Annotated in this window: 17 protein-coding genes; 10 read left to right on the forward strand and 7 right to left on the reverse strand. The window is 68.3% G+C overall.

All coding sequences use genetic code 11. From position 1 onward, the window contains the following. Window position 1: 1 nt before the first annotated feature. Together OXG83_02010 and OXG83_02015 are read right to left on the reverse strand one after the other, a co-directional pair. Window positions 2–1744 (reverse strand): ABC transporter substrate-binding protein, encoded by a 1743-nt coding sequence (locus OXG83_02010; protein MCY3963787.1) that lies wholly within the window; start codon window positions 1742–1744, stop codon window positions 2–4. Continuing rightward, window positions 1735–3267 carry an acetyl-CoA acetyltransferase gene (locus OXG83_02015; GenBank protein ID MCY3963788.1) on the reverse strand — a complete coding sequence of 511 codons (1533 nt, stop codon included), beginning with the start codon at window positions 3265–3267 and terminating at the stop codon, window positions 1735–1737. Before OXG83_02015 ends, OXG83_02010 begins: the two co-directional genes overlap by 10 nt. A gap of 136 nt (window positions 3268–3403) precedes the next feature. Between OXG83_02015 and OXG83_02020 the strand changes: the two genes are divergently transcribed. After that, window positions 3404–5146 (forward strand): AAA family ATPase, encoded by a 1743-nt coding sequence (locus OXG83_02020; protein MCY3963789.1) that lies wholly within the window; start codon window positions 3404–3406, stop codon window positions 5144–5146. Next, window positions 5143–6660 carry a sulfatase-like hydrolase/transferase gene (locus tag OXG83_02025; protein ID MCY3963790.1) on the forward strand — a complete coding sequence of 506 codons (1518 nt, stop codon included), beginning with the start codon at window positions 5143–5145 and terminating at the stop codon, window positions 6658–6660. Before OXG83_02020 ends, OXG83_02025 begins: the two co-directional genes overlap by 4 nt. Here OXG83_02025 and OXG83_02030 read toward each other — a convergent pair. Further along, window positions 6657–7430: an enoyl-CoA hydratase gene (locus OXG83_02030; protein MCY3963791.1), complete on the reverse strand. Its 774-nt coding sequence runs from the start codon at window positions 7428–7430 to the stop codon at window positions 6657–6659. The two genes, OXG83_02025 and OXG83_02030, sit on opposite strands and share 4 nt — an antisense overlap. Window positions 7431–7513: 83 nt before the next feature. Here OXG83_02030 and OXG83_02035 point away from each other — a divergent pair, with 83 nt between their 5' ends. From OXG83_02035 to OXG83_02055, 5 genes are all read left to right on the forward strand, one after another. Then, on the forward strand, window positions 7514–9298 hold the full coding sequence (locus OXG83_02035; GenBank protein MCY3963792.1) for a gamma-glutamyltransferase: 1785 nt from the start codon (window positions 7514–7516) through the stop codon (window positions 9296–9298). Further along, entirely contained in the window at window positions 9295–10143 is an 849-nt protein-coding gene (gene modA / locus OXG83_02040; GenBank protein MCY3963793.1) for a molybdate ABC transporter substrate-binding protein, read from the forward strand. Before OXG83_02035 ends, modA begins: the two co-directional genes overlap by 4 nt. 152 nt (window positions 10144–10295) lie before the next feature. After that, window positions 10296–10973 (forward strand): molybdate ABC transporter permease subunit, encoded by a 678-nt coding sequence (gene modB, locus OXG83_02045; GenBank protein ID MCY3963794.1) that lies wholly within the window; start codon window positions 10296–10298, stop codon window positions 10971–10973. Continuing rightward, entirely contained in the window at window positions 10963–12084 is a 1122-nt protein-coding gene (gene modC, locus OXG83_02050; GenBank protein MCY3963795.1) for a molybdenum ABC transporter ATP-binding protein, read from the forward strand. The genes modB and modC overlap by 11 nt, the downstream gene beginning before the upstream one ends. 74 nt (window positions 12085–12158) lie before the next feature. Beyond that, window positions 12159–14918 carry a pitrilysin family protein gene (locus OXG83_02055; GenBank protein MCY3963796.1) on the forward strand — a complete coding sequence of 920 codons (2760 nt, stop codon included), beginning with the start codon at window positions 12159–12161 and terminating at the stop codon, window positions 14916–14918. Window positions 14919–14923: 5 nt separating this feature from the next. Here OXG83_02055 and OXG83_02060 read toward each other — a convergent pair whose 3' ends face one another. Then, complete coding sequence (locus tag OXG83_02060; GenBank protein MCY3963797.1) at window positions 14924–16876, reverse strand: acetoacetate--CoA ligase; 1953 nt, start codon at window positions 16874–16876, stop codon at window positions 14924–14926. Between the two features lie 165 nt (window positions 16877–17041). Between OXG83_02060 and OXG83_02065 the strand changes: the two genes are divergently transcribed. Continuing rightward, on the forward strand, window positions 17042–17419 hold the full coding sequence (locus OXG83_02065; GenBank protein MCY3963798.1) for a DoxX family protein: 378 nt from the start codon (window positions 17042–17044) through the stop codon (window positions 17417–17419). Between the two features lie 27 nt (window positions 17420–17446). Here the strand turns inward: OXG83_02065 and OXG83_02070 are convergent, their stop codons facing one another. Both OXG83_02070 and OXG83_02075 read right to left on the reverse strand, forming a co-directional pair. Further along, window positions 17447–18799, reverse strand: coding sequence for a PQQ-binding-like beta-propeller repeat protein (locus OXG83_02070; GenBank protein MCY3963799.1), 1353 nt, complete (start codon window positions 18797–18799; stop codon window positions 17447–17449). 6 nt (window positions 18800–18805) lie between these two features. After that, the gene (locus tag OXG83_02075) at window positions 18806–20167 is read right to left on the reverse strand and encodes a PQQ-binding-like beta-propeller repeat protein (protein ID MCY3963800.1); all 1362 of its coding nucleotides are present in this window, start codon (window positions 20165–20167) and stop codon (window positions 18806–18808) included. A gap of 80 nt (window positions 20168–20247) precedes the next feature. On the opposite strand from OXG83_02075, the gene OXG83_02080 reads away from it, so the two are divergent. Together OXG83_02080 and OXG83_02085 are read left to right on the forward strand one after the other, a co-directional pair. Further along, a complete protein-coding gene (locus OXG83_02080) occupies window positions 20248–21246 on the forward strand; it encodes a histone deacetylase (GenBank protein ID MCY3963801.1) in 999 nt (332 codons plus the stop codon). 94 nt (window positions 21247–21340) lie between these two features. Further along, window positions 21341–21742 (forward strand): HPF/RaiA family ribosome-associated protein, encoded by a 402-nt coding sequence (locus OXG83_02085; protein ID MCY3963802.1) that lies wholly within the window; start codon window positions 21341–21343, stop codon window positions 21740–21742. Here the strand turns inward: OXG83_02085 and OXG83_02090 are convergent. Then, complete coding sequence (locus OXG83_02090; protein ID MCY3963803.1) at window positions 21739–23046, reverse strand: serine hydrolase; 1308 nt, start codon at window positions 23044–23046, stop codon at window positions 21739–21741. The genes OXG83_02085 and OXG83_02090 overlap by 4 nt on opposite strands. Between the last annotated feature and the right edge of the window lie 95 nt (window positions 23047–23141).

Raw genomic sequence — 23141 nt, forward strand, 5'->3', positions numbered from 1 at the left:
CTTACTCCTCCTTCTCAACCCACCACGCCCGCGTACCGGGGACGAACGCGGTGACGCCCGCCGGCCCGAGTTCGACGCCGCGCATCCGCTTGCTGAAGCCCCAGGTCGTGCTGTAGTTCCACAGGAACAGGGCCGGCTGGTCGGCCTGGACGTGGGCCTGCAGTTCGCGCAACAGCTCGGCGCGGCGGTCGCGGTCGAGTTCCATGCGGGAGCGGTCGAACAGTTCGTCGACCTTGGGGTTGCTGTAGCTGTCGTAGTTGCGGCCGTTGTCGATCGCTTCGGTGTGGAAGAAGTTCCGCCAGATGTCCGGGTCGGCGAAGACCTGGTAGGTGTCGACGTGGGCGATCATCTCGTGCTGGATGAGCAGCGGCGAGCGGCTCGCGTTCTCCTGGATCTCGGTGTCGAAGGAGACGCCGATGCGCCGCAGGTCGTCTCGGTAGATGTCGACCATACGGCGGGCGTCGACGAAGGACTGGGGCAGGTTCATCATGAAGTGGAAGCGGACCTGCTCGCCGTCGATCTCCTTGTAGCGCCAGCCGTCGTCGGGACTGGTCAGCCAGCCGGCCTCGTCGAGCAGGGCGGCGGCCTTCTCGAGGTCGTACGCCAGCGGCTCGACATCGGGGTTGTGGCTCCAGTGGCTGGGCGGGAACATCCCGTTGGAGCGGGTGTAGACGTTCCAGCTCACCTGCCGCAGCACGCGCTCGGCGTCGTAGGCGTGGGCCATCGCGCGGCGCACCCGGACGTCGCCGAAGAAGTGGTTGTTACCGCCCTGCTGCCAGCCGATGTAGGCCTGCATCCAGCGCGGCCCCCAGGCCTTGACGCCGGCGGCGTGGAACTCCTCGTCGTTGGTCTGGCTGCCGTGCTGCTGGACGGTCAGCCAGATGTCGTCGAGCTGTCCCTTGCGGAACTGGAGCAGGGCGGCGTTGCGATCGCTGTGGGTGGTGATCGCCTGGCGGCGAATGGGCGGCTTGTCGTGGTGGTAGTCCTCCCAGCGTTCGACGACCACGCGGTCGGCGTGGATCCACTCGACGAACCGGAACGGCCCGTTGCCGATGCCGAGTTCCCGCAGGTAGCGGTTGTAGTAGGCGCTCGTGCGCAGGGTCGGATCGGCCGCGCGCTCCTCGGGGTTGTTCAGGATGTGCGCCGGGACGACGGGGAAGTAGAGGTTGTCGATGCGGAGCGCGGAGACCTGCCGGTGGACGACATCGAAGGTGATGTCGTCGATGATGCGGATGTCCTCGATCTCGGCGGCCTTGTACTTGTAGTCGACCGCCGGCACGTTGTCGTCGGCGATCGCCTCCCAGGTGAAGCGGACGTCCTCGGAGGTGACCGGCGCGCCGTCGTGCCAGCGCATGCCGGCATGGAGCCTGATGCGGTGAACGAGGCCGCCCTCCAGTTCCTCGACCTCGTCCACCATCGCCGGGTTCCACTCCGCGGTGAGGTCCGGGGCGCGGTGAGCGATCGGGTCGAACAGCAGGCGATAGAGGAAGCCGTCGGTCCAGGCGCGGATGAAGAGTGGGTTGAGCGACGTCGGCTGGTCGAGCGAGTAGCGGTTGATCGTGGCCTCGGTATCGGCCCGCTCGGAGTCGAACGGCGCGAACAGCGAATCCGGGTTGGAGATCGGATCCGTGCCCGGGTCGTAGTCGAACATCGCGCTCCGGGCCGGTGCGGCGGGATGGCCCAGGCAGCCCGTCAGCAGCAGGGCGGCGAGGCCGGCGACGCTGAGCCGAGCGATCACCGGCACACGGCGCCGCCTGCTCCGTCGATCTGGACGGGTCGCCCGCAGAACTCCTGGGCGCACATGTCGCGCAGCGTGTCGCGATCTTCGACGTTGGCCCAGCTCCTCCGGCCGTCCGGCAGGCGGCAGGCCAGGTGAGCGACGGTGGGTTCGAAGCTCGGCGCCTCGCGCTCGCCGTAGGTCGAACGGTACGAGGTCGACTTCGCGCTGCCGCCGCCGAACATGACGGTGTAGGACTCGATCTCGGCTGGCCCCGTGTAGTCGGCTACGGCTTCGCGCTTGGGGAGCGCGTGGACTTCGGCCGTCAGGTCCTCGTGCCGGTGGGGTCGATCCGGTTCCTCGGCGCTGTAGACACCGAAGGAGTGCTTGGTCAGCATGCCGCCGTTCGCGGTGACGAGCGCGCGGCCTCCGTCCGTTTCGCGCAGGAGTTCGGCCGTGCGGGCGATCGAGTGCATCACGTAGCTGTTGAGCGGTCCGCCGCCGAACGTCAGGCCGCCGGTGACCGTGAGCGGGCGCTTTGGATCGAGACCGAGCTCTCTTGCCGCCACCTGTACGGAACTCGGGAAGCAACTGTAGACATCGACGAAGTCGAGATCGGTCGCTTCGACGCCGGCGAGTTCAAGCGCCCGCTTGCCGGCCAGCCGGATCGCCGGCGACGAGTGGAGATTGTCGCGCTCGGAGACGAAGTAGTGGTCGACGGCGTCGGCGCCGCTGACCGGAAAGACCATCTTCGACCGCGGTACGCCCAGCGCGAGCGCCACGTCGAGCGAGCAGAGCACGAGCGCCGCCGCCATGTCGACGCGCATGTTCGCGTTCATCAGCTTCGTGTAGGGGAAGGTCACGGCGCGGTTGGCCGGCGACACCGTGCCGATCTCGGCAGCGGTCAGAGGCGTCCGGATCCACGCGTTGGGATTGTCCTGCGCCACCCGGTTGAATCCCGCCCAGAGTTCGGCGATGCGGGCGAGGTGGCCCTCGACCGTTTCGCCGCCCTGCTTCCGCAGCGCGATGTCGAACAGGGAGTAGTACTGGACGGCCTGCTGGATGCCGCGGTTCATCTCCATCTCGTGCCGCGTCCAGCGGGTGTCGCCGTAGCTCGCGTCCGGGAGTTTGGGAGGGTCGTCGTCCTGCAGCCAGTCGAGGTCCATCCCCATCTTGCGCGCCCGGCCCATCGTGCGGCCGCACTCGGCCGCGCAGAGCACGATCGCCTCGCGGCGGCCGCTCTGGATGTCCAGGGCGCTCTGGTTGAACACCGTCTGCACCTGGTTGCCGCCCACCACGGAGAGCCCGGTCTCGACCCCCGCGAGGCCGAGGGCCTCGCTCACCATGAGCGCCGGGTTCCGGTATCCCCACACGCCCTTCATCGCACGCACCGAATCGATCCTGTCGCGCAGGCCGGGGGCCTCGGCGTCGTCGAGGCCGGCCTCGACCGCCTCGACCATCAGTTCGATCGGCGAGCGGGCCTCGGCCGGATCGTCGGCACGCTGAAGCACCTGTGCGATGCCGACCAGAACGGGAGTGCGTTTCGTCATCGTGTGCTTGCCCTTCAGGGCTGGTAGAACGCTGTCGAGTGGGGAACCGCGAGCGGCGAGTGTAGCTTGCCCGGTGCTCTCGGGAGGCCGCCGAACGCTGCGCTAACGTAGCCGGGTCTCCTCACCGGCCCGGCGCATGCTTACCAAGCTCACGATCCGTAACTTCAAGCGCTTCGAGGAGGTCGAGATCGAGCTGGGCAACCCGGTCGTCCTGATCGGCCCGAACAACTCGGGCAAGACCTCGGCCATGCAGGCCCTGGCGCTCTGGGACATCGGCCTCAGGCGTTGGCGCGAGCGACGCGGGGGCGGCAGCGCGCCGGAGAAACGGCCTGGTGTGACGGTGAACCGCCGCGACCTGGTGGCGATGCCGGTTCCGAACGCCAACCTGCTGTGGCGCGAACTCCACACCCGGCACGTCCGCCTGGTCGACGGCCGCCAGCGCACCGACAACATCTGCATCGATGTGATCGTCGAGGGGACGACGGGCGGCGAGACGTGGACGTGCGGTCTTGAGTTCGACTACGCGAACCAGGAGTCCTTCTACTGCCGGCCGTTACGGCTCAGCACGGGAGGCACGGCCGCGCGCATGCCGATCCCGGAGCAGGCAAGCAGCGTGGAGGTCGCCTACCTGCCGCCCATGTCGGGCCTGGCGTCGTCCGAAACGCGGCTCGATCCGGGCGCGGTGAACGTCCGGATCGGCGAGGGCCGCACCGCGGAGGTGCTGCGCAACCTGTGCTTCCGGATCCACCAGGACGATGCCGCGTCCTGGGGACAGATGGCGGAGCGCCTCGATCGCCTGTTCGGCGTCGAACTCGATGCGCCGGTGTACGTGGAGGAGCGGGGCGAGATCACGATGCGCTACCGCGAGCGGGGAATCTGGCTCGATCTCTCCTCCAGCGGGCGCGGCCTGCAGCAGACGCTGCTCATCCTCGCGTACATGTACTCGAAGCCCGGTGCCCTTCTCCTGCTCGACGAGCCGGACGCTCACCTGGAGATCCTCCGTCAACGGGAGATCTACTCCCTGATCCGGGAGGTGGCGCAGGAAAGCAACAGCCAGATCGTCGTCGCCAGCCACTCCGAGGTGCTGCTGGGCGAGGCCGCGGGGACGGACACCGTGATCGCCTTCGTCGGCAGGCCCCACCGGATCGACGACGGCGGCGGTCAGGTCGCCAAGGCCCTGACCCGGATCGGCTTCAACCAGTACCTGCAGGCGGAGCTGACCGGCTGGGTGCTCTATCTCGAGGGGTCGACGGACCTCGCGATCCTGCGCGCGTTCGCGCGTCGACTGGGCCATGAGGCCTCGCTCCGGGCGCTCGACCGGCCCTTCGTTCAGTACGTGGGCGACCGGCTCTCTTCCGCCGAGCGGCACTTCCACGGGTTGAGGGAGGCGTCTCCGCAGCTTAAGGGTCTCGCTCTCCTCGACGAGCTGCCGGACAAGGAGCCCGTCGCAGACGGTCTTGCGCGACTTGCCTGGCGCAGGCACGAGATCGAGAACTACCTCTGCTCCCGGCCCGCCCTCGAGGCCTGGGCCGCCGACTGGGCGCGCCAGGAGGCGTCGGGTCCTCTGTTCGAGGAGTCGGAGGCCGACCGCCATGTCGAAGCGATGCGCGAATCCGTGGCGGAGGTGGAGAAATCGCTGGCCGACCTCGGCCGGCCGTCACCGTGGAGCGGAGAGGCGAAGGCGAGCGTCGAGTTCCTGGCGCCGCTGTTCGAGAGCTACGCCGCCAGCCTGGGTCAGCCGAATCTGATGGCGAAGACGAACTTCCACCGTCTCGCGGAGTTCGTCCCCGAAGAGGAGATAGACCCCGAGGTCGTGGAGAAGCTCGACGCGATCGCGCACGTGGCCGCGGCCGCCGAGGCGGCCGGCGAAGAGTCGTGACGGAAGGGTTGCCTGCCTTGGAGCGGGTCATCGCGGCCGTCGCGATCGTTGGCTTGACGCTCCTGTCCTGTGTGGCGCCTGACACCGAAGGGCCCGCAGCCGGGGCCGAGCCCCAGGAAGCCGGACCGAACATCCTGTTCCTGTTTGCCGACGACCAGCGCGCAGACACGATCCGCGCCTGGGGGAACGAGTTGATCGACACGCCGAACCTGGATCGACTGGCGGGCGAGGGATGGAGCTTCCGGCGCAACTACGTGTTCGGCTCGAACAGCGGCGCCGTCTGCGTTCCGAGCCGGGCCATGGTGCTGACGGGCCGTAGCTGGATGCGCTCGCCGAACGACATGGAGGGTGTCCCCACGCTGCCGCGCCTGCTGGAGGCTGCGGGCTACCGAACCTTCATCACCGGTAAGTGGCACAACGGCGAGGACGCGTTGCTCCGCGCCTTCGACCGCGGCACGGCGATCTACCTCGGCGGCATGGCCGACCATACGCAGACGGAGGTCCAGGACATCGAGAACGGCGGCATGGTGCGCCGGCGGGTGGGGGAGACGTTCTCGAGCGAGATGTTCGCCGACGCGGTCATCGAGTTCCTCAACGAGCAGGCCAGGGCGGAGGCGAGCGGTGAGTCGGAGGTGCCGTTCTTCGCCTACGTCCCCTTCACGGCGCCGCACGATCCGCGACAACCGCCGCCCGAGTACCGCGAGCGCTACTACCAGCGCAACCTGCCGCTGCCTGCCAACTACATGCCCCAGCACCCCTTCGACAACGGCGCGCTGATCCTCCGCGACGAGAACCTGGCGGCGTGGCCGCGAACCGAGGAGGTGATTCGCGATCAGGTCGCCGAGTACTACGGCCTGATCACCCACCTCGACGAACAGGTTGGCCGGATCCTCAACACCCTGGACGAGAACGGCCAGGCGGAGGACACGATCGTCGTCTACGCCGCCGACCACGGACTGTCGGTGGGCAGCCACGGCCTGCTGGGCAAGCAGAACCTGTACGAGCACTCGATGCGCTGCCCGCTGATCATCCGCGGCCCGGGCATCCCGCACGGGAGGACCGAGGCCTTCACGTACCTCTACGACCTCTTCCCGACCCTGCTGACCGCCGGTGGCGTCGAGAAGCCGCCTGGCATCGACGGCCGGAACCTGGCGCCCCTCTGGTCCGGCGGCGATCCCACTTGGCGGCAGAGCGTGTTCCTGCCCTACCGAGACGTCATGCGCGCGGTGCGCGATGACCGTTACAAGCTGATCGTGTACCCCAAGGTCAACCACCGCCAGCTCTTCGATCTCGCCGAGGACCCCAACGAACTCAAGAACCTAGTCGCCGATCCCGACCACGCGGAAACAGCATCCCGCCTCGAAGCCTTGCTGGAGGGCTGGAAGACCGCCATGGGTGACACTGTGCCCCTATCCGTTTCCGACCCGGCACCCCTACACCGCGACCTCACGGGCACCGAACGCGAGCCCGACCGTTGGCAGCCGGACTGGATCGTCGAGAAGTACTTCGACTAGCGGGCGTCTTCGGCCTGCGCGCGACCGCGGGCGCGGATGCCGGCGAGTCGTTCGCCGACTTCTTCGGGCCGGGGACCACGGTACATGCGGTTGACTTCGACCTCGTAGTCCATCGCATCGCCGAGGGTCAGGTCGAAGCCGCGGTCGATCATCCGCTTGTACTGGAACATGACGTCGCGCTGGCAGGTCAGCATGTCGGTCGCCAGCTCGCGGCAGGTGGGCAGCAGGTCCTCACGCGGCACGATGCGGTTGACAAGGCCCCACTCGCAGGCGCGCTCGGCGGAGAGGTAGTTGCCGGTCAGCGAGAGTTCCTTGGCCCGGCCGGGGCCGATGGCCCGCGACAGCCGCGCGGAGAGACCCCAGCCGGAGAGCAGGCCGACGCGGGCGTGGGTGTCGGCGAAGCGCGCCTCGGGAGTTGCGATCAGGAGGTCGCAGGAGAGAGCGATCTCGAAGCCGCCTGTGACGGCGATGCCGTTGATCGCGCCGATGACGGGTTGATGGAGCGAGCGGAGCAGCTTCGGCGGATCGGCGATCGCCCTGCGCTTGCGGTCCGGATCGCTCATCTCCTTCAGGTCGAGGCCGGCGCAGAAGGCCCGGCCGGCGCCGGTCAGGATGACCACGCCGACGTCGTCGTCCCCTCGCAGGTCCTCGATCGCTCCGGCGAGGTCGTTGCGTAGCTCTTCCGAGAGGGCGTTCAGCACCCCGGGACGGTTCAGCGTGAGGGTGGCGATGCCTTCGGACTTCTCTACCAGCAGAACCGGCTCCGACATGCTCGAACTCTCCTTGTTTCGTGGAACGGGTGCGGCATCTTACGCGGTAACCTTTTCCCTTACCTGTGCGAGGGGAGGAAGCGATGGGAAGAGGACTCGTTGAGACGACGGACCTGACCCTGAATCGCCGGACCCTGCTGGCCGCGGCGGCCGGAGGCGCGGCCATGGCGATGGGGTGCGGACCGGGATCGGAACCCAGGACTTCCACGCCGGCCGCGGTCAACGGCTGGACGCCCCCGGACGATGAGCGGCGGCGGGATCTCGTGGCGACGGCGCGCTTCGGACCCAAGCAGGCCGTCCGGAGTACTTCCGGCCTCGCCATCTGCACACATCCCCTGGCGTCCGCCGCCGCGGCCGACATGCTCGCCCTGGGCGGCAACGCTTGCGACGGTGTGCTCGCCGCCAGCATTGCCCAGGCCGTCGTCGAGCCCCACATGACGACCCTCTCGGGCTGCCTGTCGATGCTCTACTACGACGCCGCCTCCGGCGAGTACACCTACGTCAACGGCATGATGGCGGCACCGCAGGCGGTGCCGGACGTGCGGAACATGAACGTGGCCGAGTTCGGGGCGCTGATGACGAAGACCGACGGCACACTCTGCTTCGTGCCGGGGTTCTGGGGCGGCTTCGAGGCCGGTCACGAGCGCCACGGGCTGCTGCCGCGGGCCACCGTGATGGCCCCGGCCATCCACTACGCCCGCGATGGCTTCGAGATCCATCCCTTCCTGTGGGGCGAGATGTTCGTCGAGTCGGCGGTGCTGGGCCGGGAGCTCTTCAGTCGGGAGATCTACTTCAACGGCAGCACACTGCGCGACATCGGCGACAAGCTGGTGCAGAGCGCTCTCGCCGACACGCTCGAGCGGCTCGCCGAAGATGGCGGCGATCACTTCTACCGGGGCGAGTTCGGCCGCCGGTACGCCGAGACCGTGCAGGCGAAGGGCGGCCTGATCACCGCCGATGACATGGCGGCCTATGAGGCGTTCTGGGACGAGCCGGTGAAGGGCACCTACCGCGACTACGGCGTCGTCGGTTCGCCGGCGCCGGACTTCGGCGGTCAGGCCCTGGTCGAGATCATGAACATGGTCGAGCGGCTCGACCTCCAGCAGGCGGGCCCCGCGTTCGAGTCCGGCGAGACGACGCTCAAGATGATGCAGATCATCGGTCGGGTGTACGCCGACGCGGTGGGCGGCCGCTTCGACGGCACCCTGCCCGACGTGGAGCGGGCGATCTCGAAGGAGTACGCGGCGGAGCGGTTCACGACGCTCGAGGGCAAACCGGCCAGCCCCAACGACCGGTACGAGGCATTGGGCGTGGTGCCGCCGCCTCCGCCGGGCTCGAACCACGTCACGGTGGTCGACGCCGCGGGGAACGTCGCCACGGTGCTGCACTCGGTTATGTCGATGCCGTTCAGGACCGGCATCTACGTCGACGGCGTCTATGCCTGCGCCTCTGGCGTCCACCTCGGCTCCGGTCCGGTCGAACCGGGCGGCCGGGCGCACGCGCGCATCTGCCCGAACATGTTCACGCGTGACGGCAAGCCCGTGCTCGCATCAGGGTCGCCGAGCGTGTCCCTGACCGAGAACATCGTCCAGAACACGGTCAACCTGCTCGACTTTGGCCTCGACCTCGAGAGCTCGGTCCACAAGCCACGGTTCGGCGGCTCGTCGATGAGCGTGCCCGGCGCCCTGATCGTGGAGGCCGACCTGGCCGGCGACCCGGTCGGGCGACTGGAGGATGCGGGCGCCACCGTCGAAGTGGTCAATCCCTGGAACTGGCTCTGCGGTTCCTTCGAAGGCGTCCTGATCGATGGGGACGGCGCTGTCGCCTGCGGCGATCCGAGGCGGACGGCGCAGGCGGTCGCCGTTTGAGGGCAGTTCTTCGGCTCGCGCCGGTGCTACTCCTGGCGGCAGCGGGGGCCTCTGCCGGAGAGGTCACCGTCGCCGTGGCGGCGAATGCCGCCGAAGCAGTCGAGGCGCTCGCAGCCGACTTCGAGCAGCGGACCGGCCATCGGGTCACGGTCACCGTCGGCTCGACGGGCAAGCTCTACGCCCAGATCCTCCATGGCGCGCCCTTCGACGTGTTCCTTGCCGCTGACCAGGAGCGTCCGCGGCTGCTGGTGGAACAGGGACTGGCTGTCGAGGAGTCTCGCCACACCTACGCGGTCGGGCGGCTGGCGCTTTGGAGTCCGGATCCGACGGTCGAAGCCTCCGTCGGGACGCTGCGCGCGGGCTCGTTCCGCCGACTTGCGATCGCCAACCCCGATCTCGCGCCGTACGGCGCCGCAGCTCGGGAGACTCTGCAAGAACTCGGTCTTTGGAAGAGCCTCCGTGGGAAGATCGCCTTCGGCGAGAATGTCGGGCAGGCCTTCGCCATGATCGCCTCGGGAAACGCGGAACTCGGATTCACTGCACTCTCGTCCGTGCTCAGTGCGCGTAACGTCCGTGCGGGGAGTCTCTGGGAGGTTCCGGCGAACCTGCACGCACCGGTCCGCCAGGACTCAGTCCTGCTGGAGCGCGGCCAAGGCAAGGCGGCTGCACGCGACTTCTACCTCTTTCTCGGCAGCCCGGAGGCCCGAAACGTCGTCGAGTCGTTCGGCTTCATCGTCGACGGAGCAGTTGGGCCGCTGGACGACAGTCAGCCCGGGGAGAGGCCGGGGGCGCCGGCCCAGGGGCCTGTCGGCAAGCGACGCCCGGGACAGTTCATCAACCGATGACTTACCGGAGCGCAGCCGACCGGAGCGAGCGCTTACGTTCCACTCTCCGAGAGAGCGCGAGCGTACCCAGGGCCGGCGCCCCCGGCCTCTCACCGGGCGGGTGCAAGCCACGCCGCCCCATCCACGCGCCCGCCGACTGAGGACGGCGCACCATGGACCTGCCCGAACTCGGCCCGCTGTGGCTCAGCCTGCAACTCGCGGCATCGGCGACAGCGGTACTGCTGGTGCTCGGAACGCCGCTTGCCTGGTGGCTGTCCGGTACCCGATCGCGGCTGAAGCCGGTGGTCGAGGCGGTGACTGCGCTTCCGCTGGTGCTGCCGCCGACCGTGCTTGGCTTCTACCTCCTGCTGTTGATGAGCCCCCGGTCCTGGCTGGGCGGACTCTGGGTCGCGGTCACGGACACGACGCTTACGTTCTCGTTCGCCGGGCTGCTCGTGGCCTCCGTCATCTACTCGCTGCCGTTCATGGTGCAGCCGCTCCAGGCCGCGTTCGAGTCGCTGGGCCGCGGTCCTCTGGAAGCGGCCGCTTCGCTCCGCGCGTCGCCGCTCGATGCCTTCCTGACGGTCGCCGCGCCGCTGTCGCTGCGCGGTTTCCTGACCGCGGCCGTGCTGACCTTCGCCCACACGATCGGCGAGTTCGGCGTCGTGCTGATGGTCGGCGGGAACATCCCGGGCAAGACACGGGTCATCTCGATCGCGATCTACGAGCACGTCGAGACGCTGCGCTACGCGGAGGCGCACACGCTCGCGGCCGGTCTGCTGGTGTTCGCGTTCGTCGTGCTCCTGTTCGTCTACGTCTTCAACCGGAGGCTGCCGGTTCATGTCGCCTGACCGTGAAGGCACGACCCTCGAGGTCGACGTTCAGGTCGCCTTCGACGGCTTCGATCTCCAGGTTGAGCAGGCGATCCCGGCGGCCGGCGTGACCGCTGTGTTCGGGCCTTCGGGGAGCGGCAAGACGACCCTCCTGAGATCGCTGCTCGGGTTCGAGACGGAGAGCCGCGGCCGCATCGCCCTGAACGGCGAGGTGTGGCTCGACAGCCGGGCCGGAGTCGCGGTGTCGCCGCACCGCCGCCCCGTCGGTTGCACGTTCCAGGATGGACGGTTGTTCCCCCACCTGGATGTCGCCGGCAATCTGCGCTACGCCGATCGACGAAGCGCCGAGGCGAGCGCGGTGTCGATCATCCACGACGACGTCGTGGATGCCCTGGATCTGGAGCCGCTTCTCGACCGGCGGCCCCACACGCTTTCCGGCGGTGAGCGCCAGCGGGCGGCCTTGGGCCGGGCGCTGCTCAGCCGGCCGCGCCTGCTGCTGCTCGACGAGCCCCTCTCGGCGCTCGACCGGCGCCGCAAGGCGGAGATCATGCCGTACCTCCTGGCTTTACATCCGCGTTTCGGCATCCCGACCCTCTACGTGAGTCACGCGGTGGATGAAGTGGCGCTCCTGGCGGACCGCATCCTGGTCCTTTCCGAAGGCCGCGTACAGGCCTTCGGCGGCACGGTCGAAGTCCTCGAACAACTAGACTTGGCACCGCTTACCGAGCGCTTCCAGGCCGCGGCCGTGCTGGAGGCGCGGGTCAGCTCCCATGACGACGAGTACCGCCTGACCTGGCTCGACGTGGACGGCCAGCGGATCAGCGTGCCCCGGATCGAGCACCTCGCGGTCGGCGAGTCGGCACGGCTGCTGGTGCGCTCCCGCGATGTCTCGCTCGCCACCGAACGGCCGTCGCCGACCAGCATCCGCAACGTGCTGTCCGGCGTTCTGGTCGCGTTGCACCAGGACGAAGCGACCGCCTTCGCCGAAGCGACGGTCGATCTCGGTTCGCACCGGCTACGGGCGCGCATCACCCGGGCGTCGGCGGCGGAACTCGGCCTCGCGGTCGGTTCGCCGGTTTTCGCGCTGCTCAAGAGCGTCAGCCTGGACACGCGGGCCGGACGCTCCTGAGCGGCGGGCCGGGTCCGCTTCGGACTCGCTTCCGGTTGTACTGTAGGCGGCTTGAGGCCCCTTGGAGGAACATCATGAAGTCGAAACGCGCCCTGACCCTGACCACCTGTCTGTTGCTCTGGTTGGCGGTCGCTCTGCCGGCTGCGGCCCAGGACTTGCCGGACGGCGCCACGAAGGTCGCCTCGGTGGAGGGAATCACCGAGTACCAGTTGGAGAACGGGCTTCGATTCCTCCTGTTCCCGGACCAGAGCAAGCAGCAGATCACGGTGAACATCACCTACCTGGTCGGCTCGCGCCACGAGGGCTACGGCGAGACGGGGATGGCGCACCTGCTGGAGCACCTGGTGTTCAAGGGAACGCCGAACCACCCGGACATTCCCGCCGAGCTGACGGAGCACGGCGCTTTTCCGAATGGGACGACCTGGTTCGACCGGACGAACTACTTCGAGACCTTCCCGGCGACGGACGAGAACCTGGAGTGGGCGCTCGACCTGGAGGCGGACCGGATGGTCAACTCCTTCATCTCGGCCGAGGACCTCGAGTCCGAGATGACGGTCGTGCGCAACGAGTGGGAGCGGGGCGAGAACCAGCCGATGGGCGTGCTCCGCAAGCGCGTCATGTCCGCCGCCTTCGATTGGCACAACTACGGAAACTCGACGATCGGCGCACGGGCGGACCTCGAGAACGTGCCGATCGAGCGGTTACAGGCCTTCTATCGGAAGTACTACCAGCCGGACAACGCGATCCTGGTCGTCGCCGGGCGGTTCGAGGTCGAGCGGGCGCTGGAACTCGTAGCGGAGAAGTTCGGCCGCATTCCGCGGCCGGACCGAACCGGCGCGAACCAGCTCTTCGACACGTACACCGCCGAGCCGGCCCAGGACGGCGAGCGGACGGTGACGCTGCGGCGCGTCGGCGACACACAGCTCGTGATGGCCGTCTACCACGTGCCGCCGGGCGCGCACGAACAGTACGCTGCGATCGAGGTGCTCAGCCACATCCTGGGCGTGGAGCCTGCGGGCCGCCTGTACAGGAACCTGGTCGAGCCGGGACTGGCGGCGGCGGTCTTCGCGTCCGCTCTTCAACTGAACGAGCCGGGCGTGCTGATGGCCAACGTGATGGTCCGGGAGCAGGACTCGCTGGAGGAGGCGGCCGAGGTGCTGTTCGCCACTCTGGACGAGGTCGCGGCCGAGCCGCCCAGCGAGGAAGAGGTCGAGCGCGCCAAGCGGGACTACCTCTCGCGCATCGAACTCGCGTTCAACGATCCCCAGCGGATCGCGCTCGACCTCAGCGAGTGGGCGTCGATGGGGGACTGGCGGCTGTTCTTCCTCCACCGCGACCGGTTGGAGAAGGTCACGGCGGAGGGAGTCCACGAGGTCGCGCAGACCTACCTGCGCGATTCGAACCGAACGGTCGGGTACTTCCATCCGACGGACGAGACGCCGGAGCGGGCCGAGATCCCCGAGCCGCCGGACGTCGCGGCGCTGGTCGCCGACTACGCCGGGCGCGAGGCGGTCGCCGAGGGCGAGGCGTTCGATCCGACGCCGGCGAACATCGACCGCCGCACGCGGCTGGTCGACCTCTCGAACGGCGTCAAGGTCGCCCTGCTCCCGAAGCAGACCCGCGGCGAGTCGGTGAGCGTCTACCTGGGCTTTCGCCACGGAACCGAGGAAGCGCTCATGGGGCGTTCCACGGCCGGCGACCTCGCCGGATCCATGCTGATGCGCGGTACGAGGCAGCGCTCGCGGCAGGAGATCAGCGACGAACTGGATCGTCTCAAGGCGCAGGGCGGCGTGGGCGGCAACGCGTTGATCGTGACCGGTACCTTTACGACCGTCCGGGAGCATCTGGTCGACGTCCTGCGCCTCGCGGGCGAGATCCTGCGTGAACCGGCTTTCGACGCGAAGGAGTTCGACCTCCTGCGCGAGGAGCGTCTGGCGGCGATCGAGAACCAACGGTCCGAGCCGATGGCCCAGGTGCCGATGGCGATGAACAGGCACTTCAACCGCTGGCCCGTCGATCATCCCCGGTACTCGCCGACGTTCGACGAGCAGACTGAGCGCCTGAATGGGGTCACGGTCGAGGAGACGAGGGAGTTCTGGTCTTCCTTCTACGGCGCCGAAGGCGGCACGATCGCCGTGGTCGGCGACTTCGACCCGGACGAGGTCGCGGGCGTGCTCGAGGAGTTGTTCGGAGACTGGCGGGCCGCGGAGCCTTACGAGCGTGTCGCCGATCCGCACCACGAAGTCGAGACGGTGAGCACCGACCTTGAGACTCCGGACAAGACGAACGCGATGATGATGGCGGCGACGAGCTTCTCCATGCGCGACGACGACGAGGACTATCCGGCACTGGTCATGGCGAACTACATGCTGGGCGGCGGCTTCCTGAGTTCGCGTCTTGCCACGAGGATCCGCCAGGAGGAAGGTCTGTCGTACGGCGTCGGGTCGCAGATTGCGGCGCCGCCGCTCGATGACAGCGCGCTGTTCATGACCTACGCCATCTTCGCTCCCGAGAACGCCGACAAGGTGGTCGCCGCTTTCCGCGCCGAAGTGGGGAAGGCGCTCGAAGGCGGCTTTACCGAGGAGGAGTTCGAGGTCGCCCGGCGGGGTTACCTGGACGCGCAGCAGAACGGTCGGTCTCGGGATGCGGCGCTCGCGACGACGCTCCACAACAACCTCTTCACCGGCCGTACGATGGCGTTCGTGGCGGCCCAGGAGCAGGCGATAGCCGAACTGACGCTGGACGAGGTGAACGAGGCGCTGCGGAAGTACATCTCGCTTGAGAAGGTCTCGATCTTCCGCGGCGGGGACTTCGCCAACAAGCTGAGTCAGTAGAGCGACTACAGCGTCGCGACCAGGGCGCCGATCGACTCCGGGTTCTTCAGTGTCCCGATGTTGACGGCGTTCTCCACGGGCTCGCCGGCAAGGATGCGCTTGATCGGCACCTCGAGTTTCTTGCCGGAGAGGGTCGTTGGCACCTCCGGGATCGCCCGGATCTCGTCCGGTCCGTGACGGGGCGAGAGCCGGGTGCGCAGATGCCGGCGGATGCGGCCGGCGAGCGCCGCGTCGAGGGCGATGCCCTCGGCCAGGACAACGAACAGCCACAGCTTGCCCTCGCGATCGAGGCTGCCCGTGTCGACGATCACGCAGTCCTCGACTTCCGGCAGCTCGGCGGCGGCGCGGTAGAACTCGGCCGTGCCCATCCGGACGCCGCCGCGGTTGAGCGTCGAGTCGGAGCGGCCCCAGATGACGGAGCTGCCGTCTTCGTCGAACTCGATCCAGTCGCCGTGGCGCCAGACGCCCGGCCAGTGATCGAAGTAGCTCTCGCGGTACCGCTCGCCGGAGTCATCGTTCCAGAAGAAGAGCGGCATGGACGGCAGCGGCTCGGTGATCACGAGTTCGCCGACCTGGCCGGTCACCGCGTGGCCGCTCTCGTCGAAGGCCTCGACCTTTGCGCCGAGGGAGCGGCACTGGATGCGGCCGCGGCGGACCGGTTGGTGGGGGTTCGGGCCCACGAAGCCGGTGCAGACATCCGTGCCGCCGGACAGCGAGCCGAGCCAGACGTCGGACTTGACGTGTTCGTAGACCCAGTCAAAGCCCTCGGCCGGCAGCGGCGCACCGGTCGAGCCGATGGCGCGCAGAGCGTCGAAGCCGAACTGCTTGCCGGGTTCGAGACCGGCCGCCCGGCAGGCCATCAGGAAGGGCGCGCTGACGCCGAAGCAGGTCACCGCTTCCTCGTCTGCCAGGCGGTAGAGCGTCAGGAGGTCGGGCCAGCCGGGCGACCCGTCGTAGAGCACGACGGTCGTGCCCAGGAGCAGCCCCGAGACGAGGTAGTTCCACATCATCCAACCGGTCGTCGTGTACCAGAAGAACCGGTCGCCGACGCCCAGATCGGTGTGCAGCGCGAGTTGCTTCAGGTGCTCGACGAGGATGCCGCCGTGGCCCTGGACGATCGCCTTCGGCAGCCCGGTAGTTCCGGACGAGTAGAGGATCCAGAGCGGGTGGTCGAAGGGCACGGGCTCGAAGACGAGTTCGTCGCGGTCGGCGGTGAGCTCCTGCCAGGACAGGCGTCGCGGGGAGCCGTTCGTGTCGGCGGATGTGCCGACGGCGGGCTGCACCACGACCGCCGCGCGGAGCGTCGGTAGCGAACCGACGATCCGGTCCAGGTCGGGGCCGCGGTCGTACGCGCGGCCGTTGTACGTGTAGCAATCGACACCGATCAGCACCTTCGGCTCGATCTGCCGGAAGCGGTCGAGCACGCTTTCGACCCCGAACTCGGGCGGACAGCTCGACCAGATCGCGCCCAGACTCGCGGTGGCGAGGAAGGCGATCACCGCTTCCGCGTCGTTCGGAAGGTAGGCGACCACACGGTCGCCGGCGCCGACGCCGAGGCGGCGGAGACCCGCCCTCACGGCACCGACTTCGCGACGCAGGTCGTCGCGGCTGAACTCGCGCCGCTCGCTCGTCTCGCCACGACAGATCAGCGCCGGCGCGCCCCCTTCGTGGGCGAGCGCATACTCGGCGTAGTTCAGTTCGGCGCCGGGAAACCAGCTTGCGCCGGGCATCGCACGATTGGGGATCACACGCTCGGGCGGTACACGAAACCTGACGTCGAAGTAGTCGGCGATCGAGCCCCAGAACGCCTCGAGATCGGTGACGGACCAGCGCCAGAGTTCGTCGTAGCCGGCGAAGCGCAGATTCCACTCGCTCTCCAGCCAGCGCAGATAGCCGGTCAGGTTGCAGGTCTCGACCTGCGCCGCATTCGGCCGCCAGAGCGTGTCGTCGCGGTTCACGTCAATCGGAGGTGTTCGTCTTCATTCGGGGGGGAGGATACGGGCTACCCTTGGCCCCTTGCGATCGACTTGTGCGGCGTCGTTGCTTATCCGCAGGCCGCACCTGCTACAGCTAAGCTGATCTCCCGCCTCATGGGGAAGCTGGGGAGTCATGGGAGGAACGGGATGAAGCATCTTCCGCTCATTGCGCGCATTCTGCTGGGGCTGATGTTCGTGTTCGGCGGCGTGACCGGCCTGCTCGAACTGGCGGAGCCCGAGATGGGAGAGGAGGCGACGGCCTTCATGGGCGCGATCATGGACACCGGCTACCTGTGGCCGGTCCTCAAGGTGACCGAGATCGTCTGCGGCGTCCTGCTGATCCTTGGGGTGTTCGTGCCGCTGGCCCTCGTCGTGCTGGCCCCGGTCGTGCTCAACATCCTGCTCTTCCACGTTTTCCTGGAGCCTTCCGGCGTGGCCATCGGCCTGTTCTTGCTGGTGCTGGGCCTCTACACGGCCCACCAGCATCGGGAGAGCTTCAGCGGCGTCCTGAAGCGCAAGGCCTGACCGAGCTGATCCGGCGCCCGGTGGGCGCTACGGACCCGCGCCGACGGCGACCAGGTGCCGGCGCGCCCTGAAGTAGATAACGCCGTCCGAGATGGCGGGCGTCGCCATCAGGGTTTCACCCAGCTCGTTGACCGCGATCTCGTTGAGTTCAGGACCTGGCTCGATCACGTAGACGTCTCCGACCTCGCTGTTGAAGTAGATGCGTCCACCGGCGGCGACCGCCGAAGCGCTGAAGCCGGAGGCGCCGCGTCCCAGGCGCTTCTGGGTCAGGCGTTCGCCGGTCGTCCAGTCGACGACGGTGACGACGCCGTTGTCGTAGCAGAAGTAGGCGAGATCGCCGACCACGATCGGCGTCTGCATGTAGTTCCCGAGCCGTTCGTGGAACCAGACCATCGCGTCGTGGTCGGGATCGAGCTTGCCCTCGGCATCCGGATCGATCGCATAGATCGGCTTCAGCCGGCCGTGGGCGTTGGTGATCAGGATCGGACCGTCGCCGGCCCGGATCGGCGTGGGTACCGGGATGTCGCCGCCGCCTTCCAGGCGCCACAGTTCTTCACCGGTGTCGACGTCGTAGCCGCCGATGTGGCGATAGCCGTTCAGCACGACCTGGTGTCGGCCGTCTTGGCGCGGGAAGACGGCGGGCGTGCTCCAGGTGGCGACCTCCTCGCGTGTCTTCCGCCAGACGTCCTCTCCGGTTGCCGCATCGAGAACGGCAACGAAGGACTGACTGAGGATGTCGACCTGGATGATCACCCGGTCGTCGTGGAGGATCGGCGAACTGGCGAACCCCCACTCGTAGGTGGGGAAGTCGTAGGGCCCCGAGTCGAGCACGCCGAACTGCCGGTTCCACAACGGCGTTCCGTCGAGGTCGTAGGCGTGAAGTCCTTCCGAGCCGAAGAAGGCCACGAGGACCTTGCCGTCGGTCGCGGGCGTGGAGTTCGTGTGCGACGCCTTCGTGTGCCGCTTGATCGCGGGCGTACCCTGGAATGCCGTGCGTTCCCACAGGAGTTCGCCGGTCTGCTTGTCGAAGGCCAGCACCTGGAAGCGCTGGGGCGGCTCACCTTCGACCGGTGTGCCGTCGCCGTAGAGCCCAACCTTGAGCGAGGCTTCGGCGCCGTCCGGAACCGCCGAGGTCAGGAAGAGGCGGTCCTCCCAGACGACGGGACTCGAGTGTCCGAGGCCGGGCACGGATACTCGAAACAGGATGTTCTCGCCGGTCTCGACGTTCCAGGTCGCGGGCGGCGATCCGGTGCCCGTGCCGTCCGCCCCGTTGCCGCGGAAGGAGGGCCAGTTGTCCGAGGCGGCCACGGCCAGAGTCGTCGCGAAAACTAGCGCGAACGACGCGGCCGTGACCACCCTTCCCTTGCAGTGAGCCACCATCGGGAGTTACGAGCCCGCGCCGACCGCGATCAGGTGGCGGCGGCCCCGGAAGTAGATGACGCCGTCCGAGATCGCCGGCGTCGCCATCAGGGTCTCACCGAGTTCGTTGATCGCGATCTCCTTCAGCTCTTCGCCCGTCTCGATGACGTAGACATCGCCGTCCTCGCTGTTCATGTAGATACGGCCGCCGGCGGCGACGGGCGAGGCGGTGAAGCCGGAGGCACCGCGTCCCAGGCGTTTCTGGCCGACGCGTTCGCCGCTCTTCCAGTCGACGACGGTGACGACGCCGTTGTCGAAACCGAAGTAGGCGAGATCGCCAACGACGATCGGCGTCTGCATGTAGTTCCCAAGCCGTTCGTGGAACCAGAGCATCGCTTCGTGTGTGGGGTCGATGCCGCCCGCGGCGTCGGGGTCGATCGCGTAGATCGGTCGCATGGGCCCGTGGGCGCTGGTGATGAGTATCGGACCGTCGCCCCCGGCCCTGATCGGCGTCGGCACCGGGATGTCGCCGCCGCCCTCGAGACGCCACAGCTCCTCTCCGGTGTCGAAGTCGTAGCCGCCGATGTGCCTGTACCCGTTGACGACGATCTGGCGGCCGCCGTCGCCACGGGGAAAGACCGCCGGGGTGCTCCAGGTCGGAATCTCGTCGCGCCCGGTGCGCCAAGTCTCCTCGCCCGTCCTGGCGTCGAGCGCCGCCAGGAAGGAGTCGCCCTGCACGTCGACCTGGATGATCACGCGGCCATCGTGGACCAGGGGCGAACTCGCGAAGCCCCATTGCGCGGTCTTGACCACGAAGTAGCCCGAGTCGAGCACGCCGAACTGCCGGTTCCACAGCGGCTTGCCGTCCAGGTCGTAGGCGTGGAGCCCCTCCGAACCGAAGAAGACGACCAGCAGCTCGCCGTCGGTCGCCGGCGTCGAGTTCGTGTGCGACGCCTTGGTGTGGCGCTTGATCGCCGGCGTGCCTTCGAAGGCCGTTTGCTGCCAGAGAAGTTCGCCGCTTCGCTTGTCGTACGCCAGCACGACGTAGCGCTGCGGCGGCTCGCCCACGACAGGTGCAATGTCGCCGTAGAGCCCGACCCTGAGCGACGCCTCCTCGCCTTCGGGCACGGATGAGGTCAGGAACAGGCGGTCGCCCCAGATTACGGGACTCGAGTGCCCGAGACCCGGTACGGCGACGCGGAAGAGGACGTTCTCGCCGCTCTCCACGTTCCATGTGGCGGGCGGCGTTCCGGTGCCGTTGCCGTCAGCGCCCTGGCCGCGGAATGACGGCCAGTTGTCCGAGGCGGCGATCGGGACCGCGGTTGCGGCAACGAGCGCGGCCGGGCCCAGCAGGCGTCGGATCCTCAGTGAGGTGGCTTGCGTCTTCATGACTGAAGTATGTGCGATCATCCTCAAGACTACGTCGACACTGGAACAGAGTTTGTGGGGGCAGTGAGATGAGTTCACCGATGAGCGTCTTCTGGGACCCGCGTTGTGACGTGCATACGGTGCCAAGGGGATTCCCGGAGCGGCCGGAGCGTCTGCAGCTTGCCCTGCCCTACCTGAGAGAACGCGGCTGGGACCTGGTGGAGGCAGATCAGGACGCAGGGGCCGGTGGAATGGCAGGGCAGGCCCGCCGGCTCGCGGCGCTCGTCCACGACCCGGCGTACATCGCGCGGATGGAGGAGGCGGTCGCCGCCGTGGCGGCTTCGGCGGAGCAGGGGAACTTCCCGCTGCGACCGACGCGGATGCTCGACACGAACGACAACCCGCTCTCGCCGGGGACGGCCGATGCCGCCTGGGCCGCGGTGGATGCCGCGCTCGCCGCGGGCGACCACGCGATGCTGGGCGCCGGTCACCGGGCGATGAGTGTCACCCGGCCGCCCGGGCACCATTGCGAGCGGGACCGGGCGATGGGCTTCTGCTACCTGAACCAGGTCGCGATCCTGGCGCAGGGTCTGATCGACGTCCATGGCGTCGAGCGCGTCGCGATCCTGGACTTCGACGTCCATCACGGCAACGGCACGCAGCACCTGTTCGACCATCGCGCGGACGTCGCCTACCTGAGCGTCCATCAGTATCCGTTCTATCCGGGCACGGGAGCGGCAAAGGAGCGGGGCATCGGCGAGGGCGAGGGCACGACGGTCAACGCACCGCTGCCGGCCGGCAGCGGCGACGATGTTTACAGTGAGGTCATGGACGACGTGCTGCTGCCGGCGGTGCGGTCGTTCGCTCCGGACGTGCTGCTGGTGTCGGCGGGTTTCGATCCCTGGCGGAACGATCCACTCGCGGGAATGGAGCTGACGGACGCCGCCTTTCTTCGGTTCGGCTCCCTGCTGGCCGAACTGGCCGAGGAGGTCTGCGAGGGCCGGCTCGTCTCGGTGCTCGAGGGCGGCTATGACCTGGCCGCCCTGCCCCGGTTGATCGACGTGTATCTCCGGGGCACCGTCGGCGAGACATTGAACTAAGGGCGGGTTGGCTCGGCCCGGTCGGCCGCCGCGGAGTCTGTCGTCCGCGGGCGCGTTGTACGATGATGAGGACAACCATGGAGGTGCATCCAAGTTGAACAGCAAGTTGAGCTTCCCGGTCCGCATCCGAACCCATGGCGTGCAGTTGAACGACGATCTGAAGCGCACGATCGAGTCCGAGGCGGCGGGTCTGGAACGGTTCAACTCCCGCATCGTGGACTGTGAGGTCGCGGTGACCGGCCCCGGCAAGCGCCGCCGTAGCGGCACCAGCTTCGACGTGGTCGTGAAGGTCGCGCTGCCCGGTCCGGACGTGGTCGTGCACCGCTCCGCCATCGCGTCCATACCGGTCGCCATCAACCAGTCGTTCGCCACCGCGCGCCGCCGGGTGAAGCGCCAGGCGCACCTGCGCCGTCGTCGCGTGCCGCTGCGCCGCACCTCCGGCGTGGGCCGGCGAGGACGGCCGCGGAGCCGGAACGGCAGGCGGCGGGGCGCCTAGTCCGCTTCGGCGTCGCCGAAGACGCCGTCGAGCACCGCCCGAACCCGCGGGAGGATGGGGTACGTGTTCGGATCGGAGTCGGCGGCCGTGTAGCCGACCCACACGGCGACGACGTCCCGGTCGGGGTTGACGAGCAACCCCTGTCCGGCCCAGCCGCCCTTGTAGATGTCGTGGTTCGTGAACACGAGGTCCCACTGGTAAACGTTGTGCTTGACCGTGGGGGAGCGGCCGCCGAACCGGGCGTTCTCGAGCAGTTCCGGCCGGCCCCCGTGGAGGAGCGTGTTGATGTGCTCTTCGGGCACGATGCGTTTCGAGGAGACCTTGCCGTAGCTCGGAGTGAACAGCAGTCCGAACCGGGCCATGTCGCGGGGCCGGGCCAGCAGGCCGCCTGAGGTCAATGGAATGCCGTAGCGCCCGGCGTAGATCGAGGCTCCCGCCTCGGCGCCGATCCGGGTCCAGACTTCGCGGCTCAACGCGTCCTGGAACGGCATGCCGGTGACTTCCTCGACGAGCCAGCCGGCCACGAAGGTGTTCGTGCCCGAGTAGTCGAAGCCCGTGCCCTGCTCGGCCCAGCGGCCGACCTTCAGATTGGCGAGCATCGTGTAGGGATCGTCGGGCGTGCGCTCGCTCCGCACGCCGTCGCCGAGCGACGCCTCGAACTGGTAGTAGCAGGTGCTGCGGTCCGTGTAGTCGCCGTCCGGGCAGTCGACGCCGGAGGCCATGTCGAGCACGTTACGCACCGTGACGCCCTCGAAGTCCGAACCCTTGAGCGCGGGCACGTAGCGGTCGACCGGCTGCGCCGTGTCGACCAGGCCACGGTGTTCGAGGATCGCCACCAGGGTCGCCGGGAAGACCTTGGTCACCGACCACCAGATCGGTTTCTCGTACGGCTGCATCCGGGGGTAGCGCTCGAACACGATGTCGCCCCGATGGAGGATGACGATGCCCATCGTCGTCGAGTGCTCGCCGTGCAGGTAGGCGTCGAACGCCACTTCGCCCGCCGGTGTCGTGACCGGGAATTCGGCGATCTCCGCCATGGGCCGCGCCGCCAGTTCGCTGACCTGTCCGGCCCGGTAGACATTGACGGAAGGCACGATCTGGTGGAGGTTGCGGTTGCGCCAGGCCATTGCCTCGCCGGTTTCGGTCCACCACACTTCGTCGGCCGGATCCGGCAGGCCATGGTGCTGGCGCAGGTTCTCCTCGACCGTCGAGGCCGGCTCGAAGGCCGGCGCGACCTCCTGTGCGGCGGCGCCGGTCGCAAGCGTCAGTGACAAACCGAGAGCTGGGAGAGTGCTTCGTCGCATATCGCCAGTCTAAGCTGCCGTCCGAGGGGTGGCAGACTGGGTGCGCCGGCGTCCCCGCCGGCTGCCGCCGCTGGCGGCCGGCAAACGCGTCGGCC

The sequence above is a fragment of the Acidobacteriota bacterium genome, assembly GCA_026707545.1.
Classification (GTDB): Bacteria; Acidobacteriota; Thermoanaerobaculia; order Multivoradales; family Multivoraceae; genus Multivorans.

Bases quoted from the DNA above. Each gene is read 5' to 3' on its own strand.
- OXG83_02090 (MCY3963803.1), bottom strand. From the start codon at position 23,046: ATGCGACGAAGCACTCTCCCAGCTCTCGGTTTGTCACTGACGCTTGCG.
- OXG83_02075 (MCY3963800.1), bottom strand. From the start codon at position 20,167: ATGAAGACGCAAGCCACCTCACTGAGGATCCGACGCCTGCTGGGCCCG.
- OXG83_02030 (MCY3963791.1), bottom strand. From the start codon at position 7,430: ATGTCGGAGCCGGTTCTGCTGGTAGAGAAGTCCGAAGGCATCGCCACC.
- OXG83_02080 (MCY3963801.1), top strand. From the start codon at position 20,248: ATGAGCGTCTTCTGGGACCCGCGTTGTGACGTGCATACGGTGCCAAGG.
- OXG83_02035 (MCY3963792.1), top strand. From the start codon at position 7,514: ATGGGAAGAGGACTCGTTGAGACGACGGACCTGACCCTGAATCGCCGG.
- OXG83_02070 (MCY3963799.1), bottom strand. From the start codon at position 18,799: ATGGTGGCTCACTGCAAGGGAAGGGTGGTCACGGCCGCGTCGTTCGCG.
- OXG83_02065 (MCY3963798.1), top strand. From the start codon at position 17,042: ATGAAGCATCTTCCGCTCATTGCGCGCATTCTGCTGGGGCTGATGTTC.
- OXG83_02055 (MCY3963796.1), top strand. From the start codon at position 12,159: ATGAAGTCGAAACGCGCCCTGACCCTGACCACCTGTCTGTTGCTCTGG.
- OXG83_02020 (MCY3963789.1), top strand. From the start codon at position 3,404: ATGCTTACCAAGCTCACGATCCGTAACTTCAAGCGCTTCGAGGAGGTC.
- modB (MCY3963794.1), top strand. From the start codon at position 10,296: ATGGACCTGCCCGAACTCGGCCCGCTGTGGCTCAGCCTGCAACTCGCG.
- modC (MCY3963795.1), top strand. From the start codon at position 10,963: ATGTCGCCTGACCGTGAAGGCACGACCCTCGAGGTCGACGTTCAGGTC.
- OXG83_02015 (MCY3963788.1), bottom strand. From the start codon at position 3,267: ATGACGAAACGCACTCCCGTTCTGGTCGGCATCGCACAGGTGCTTCAG.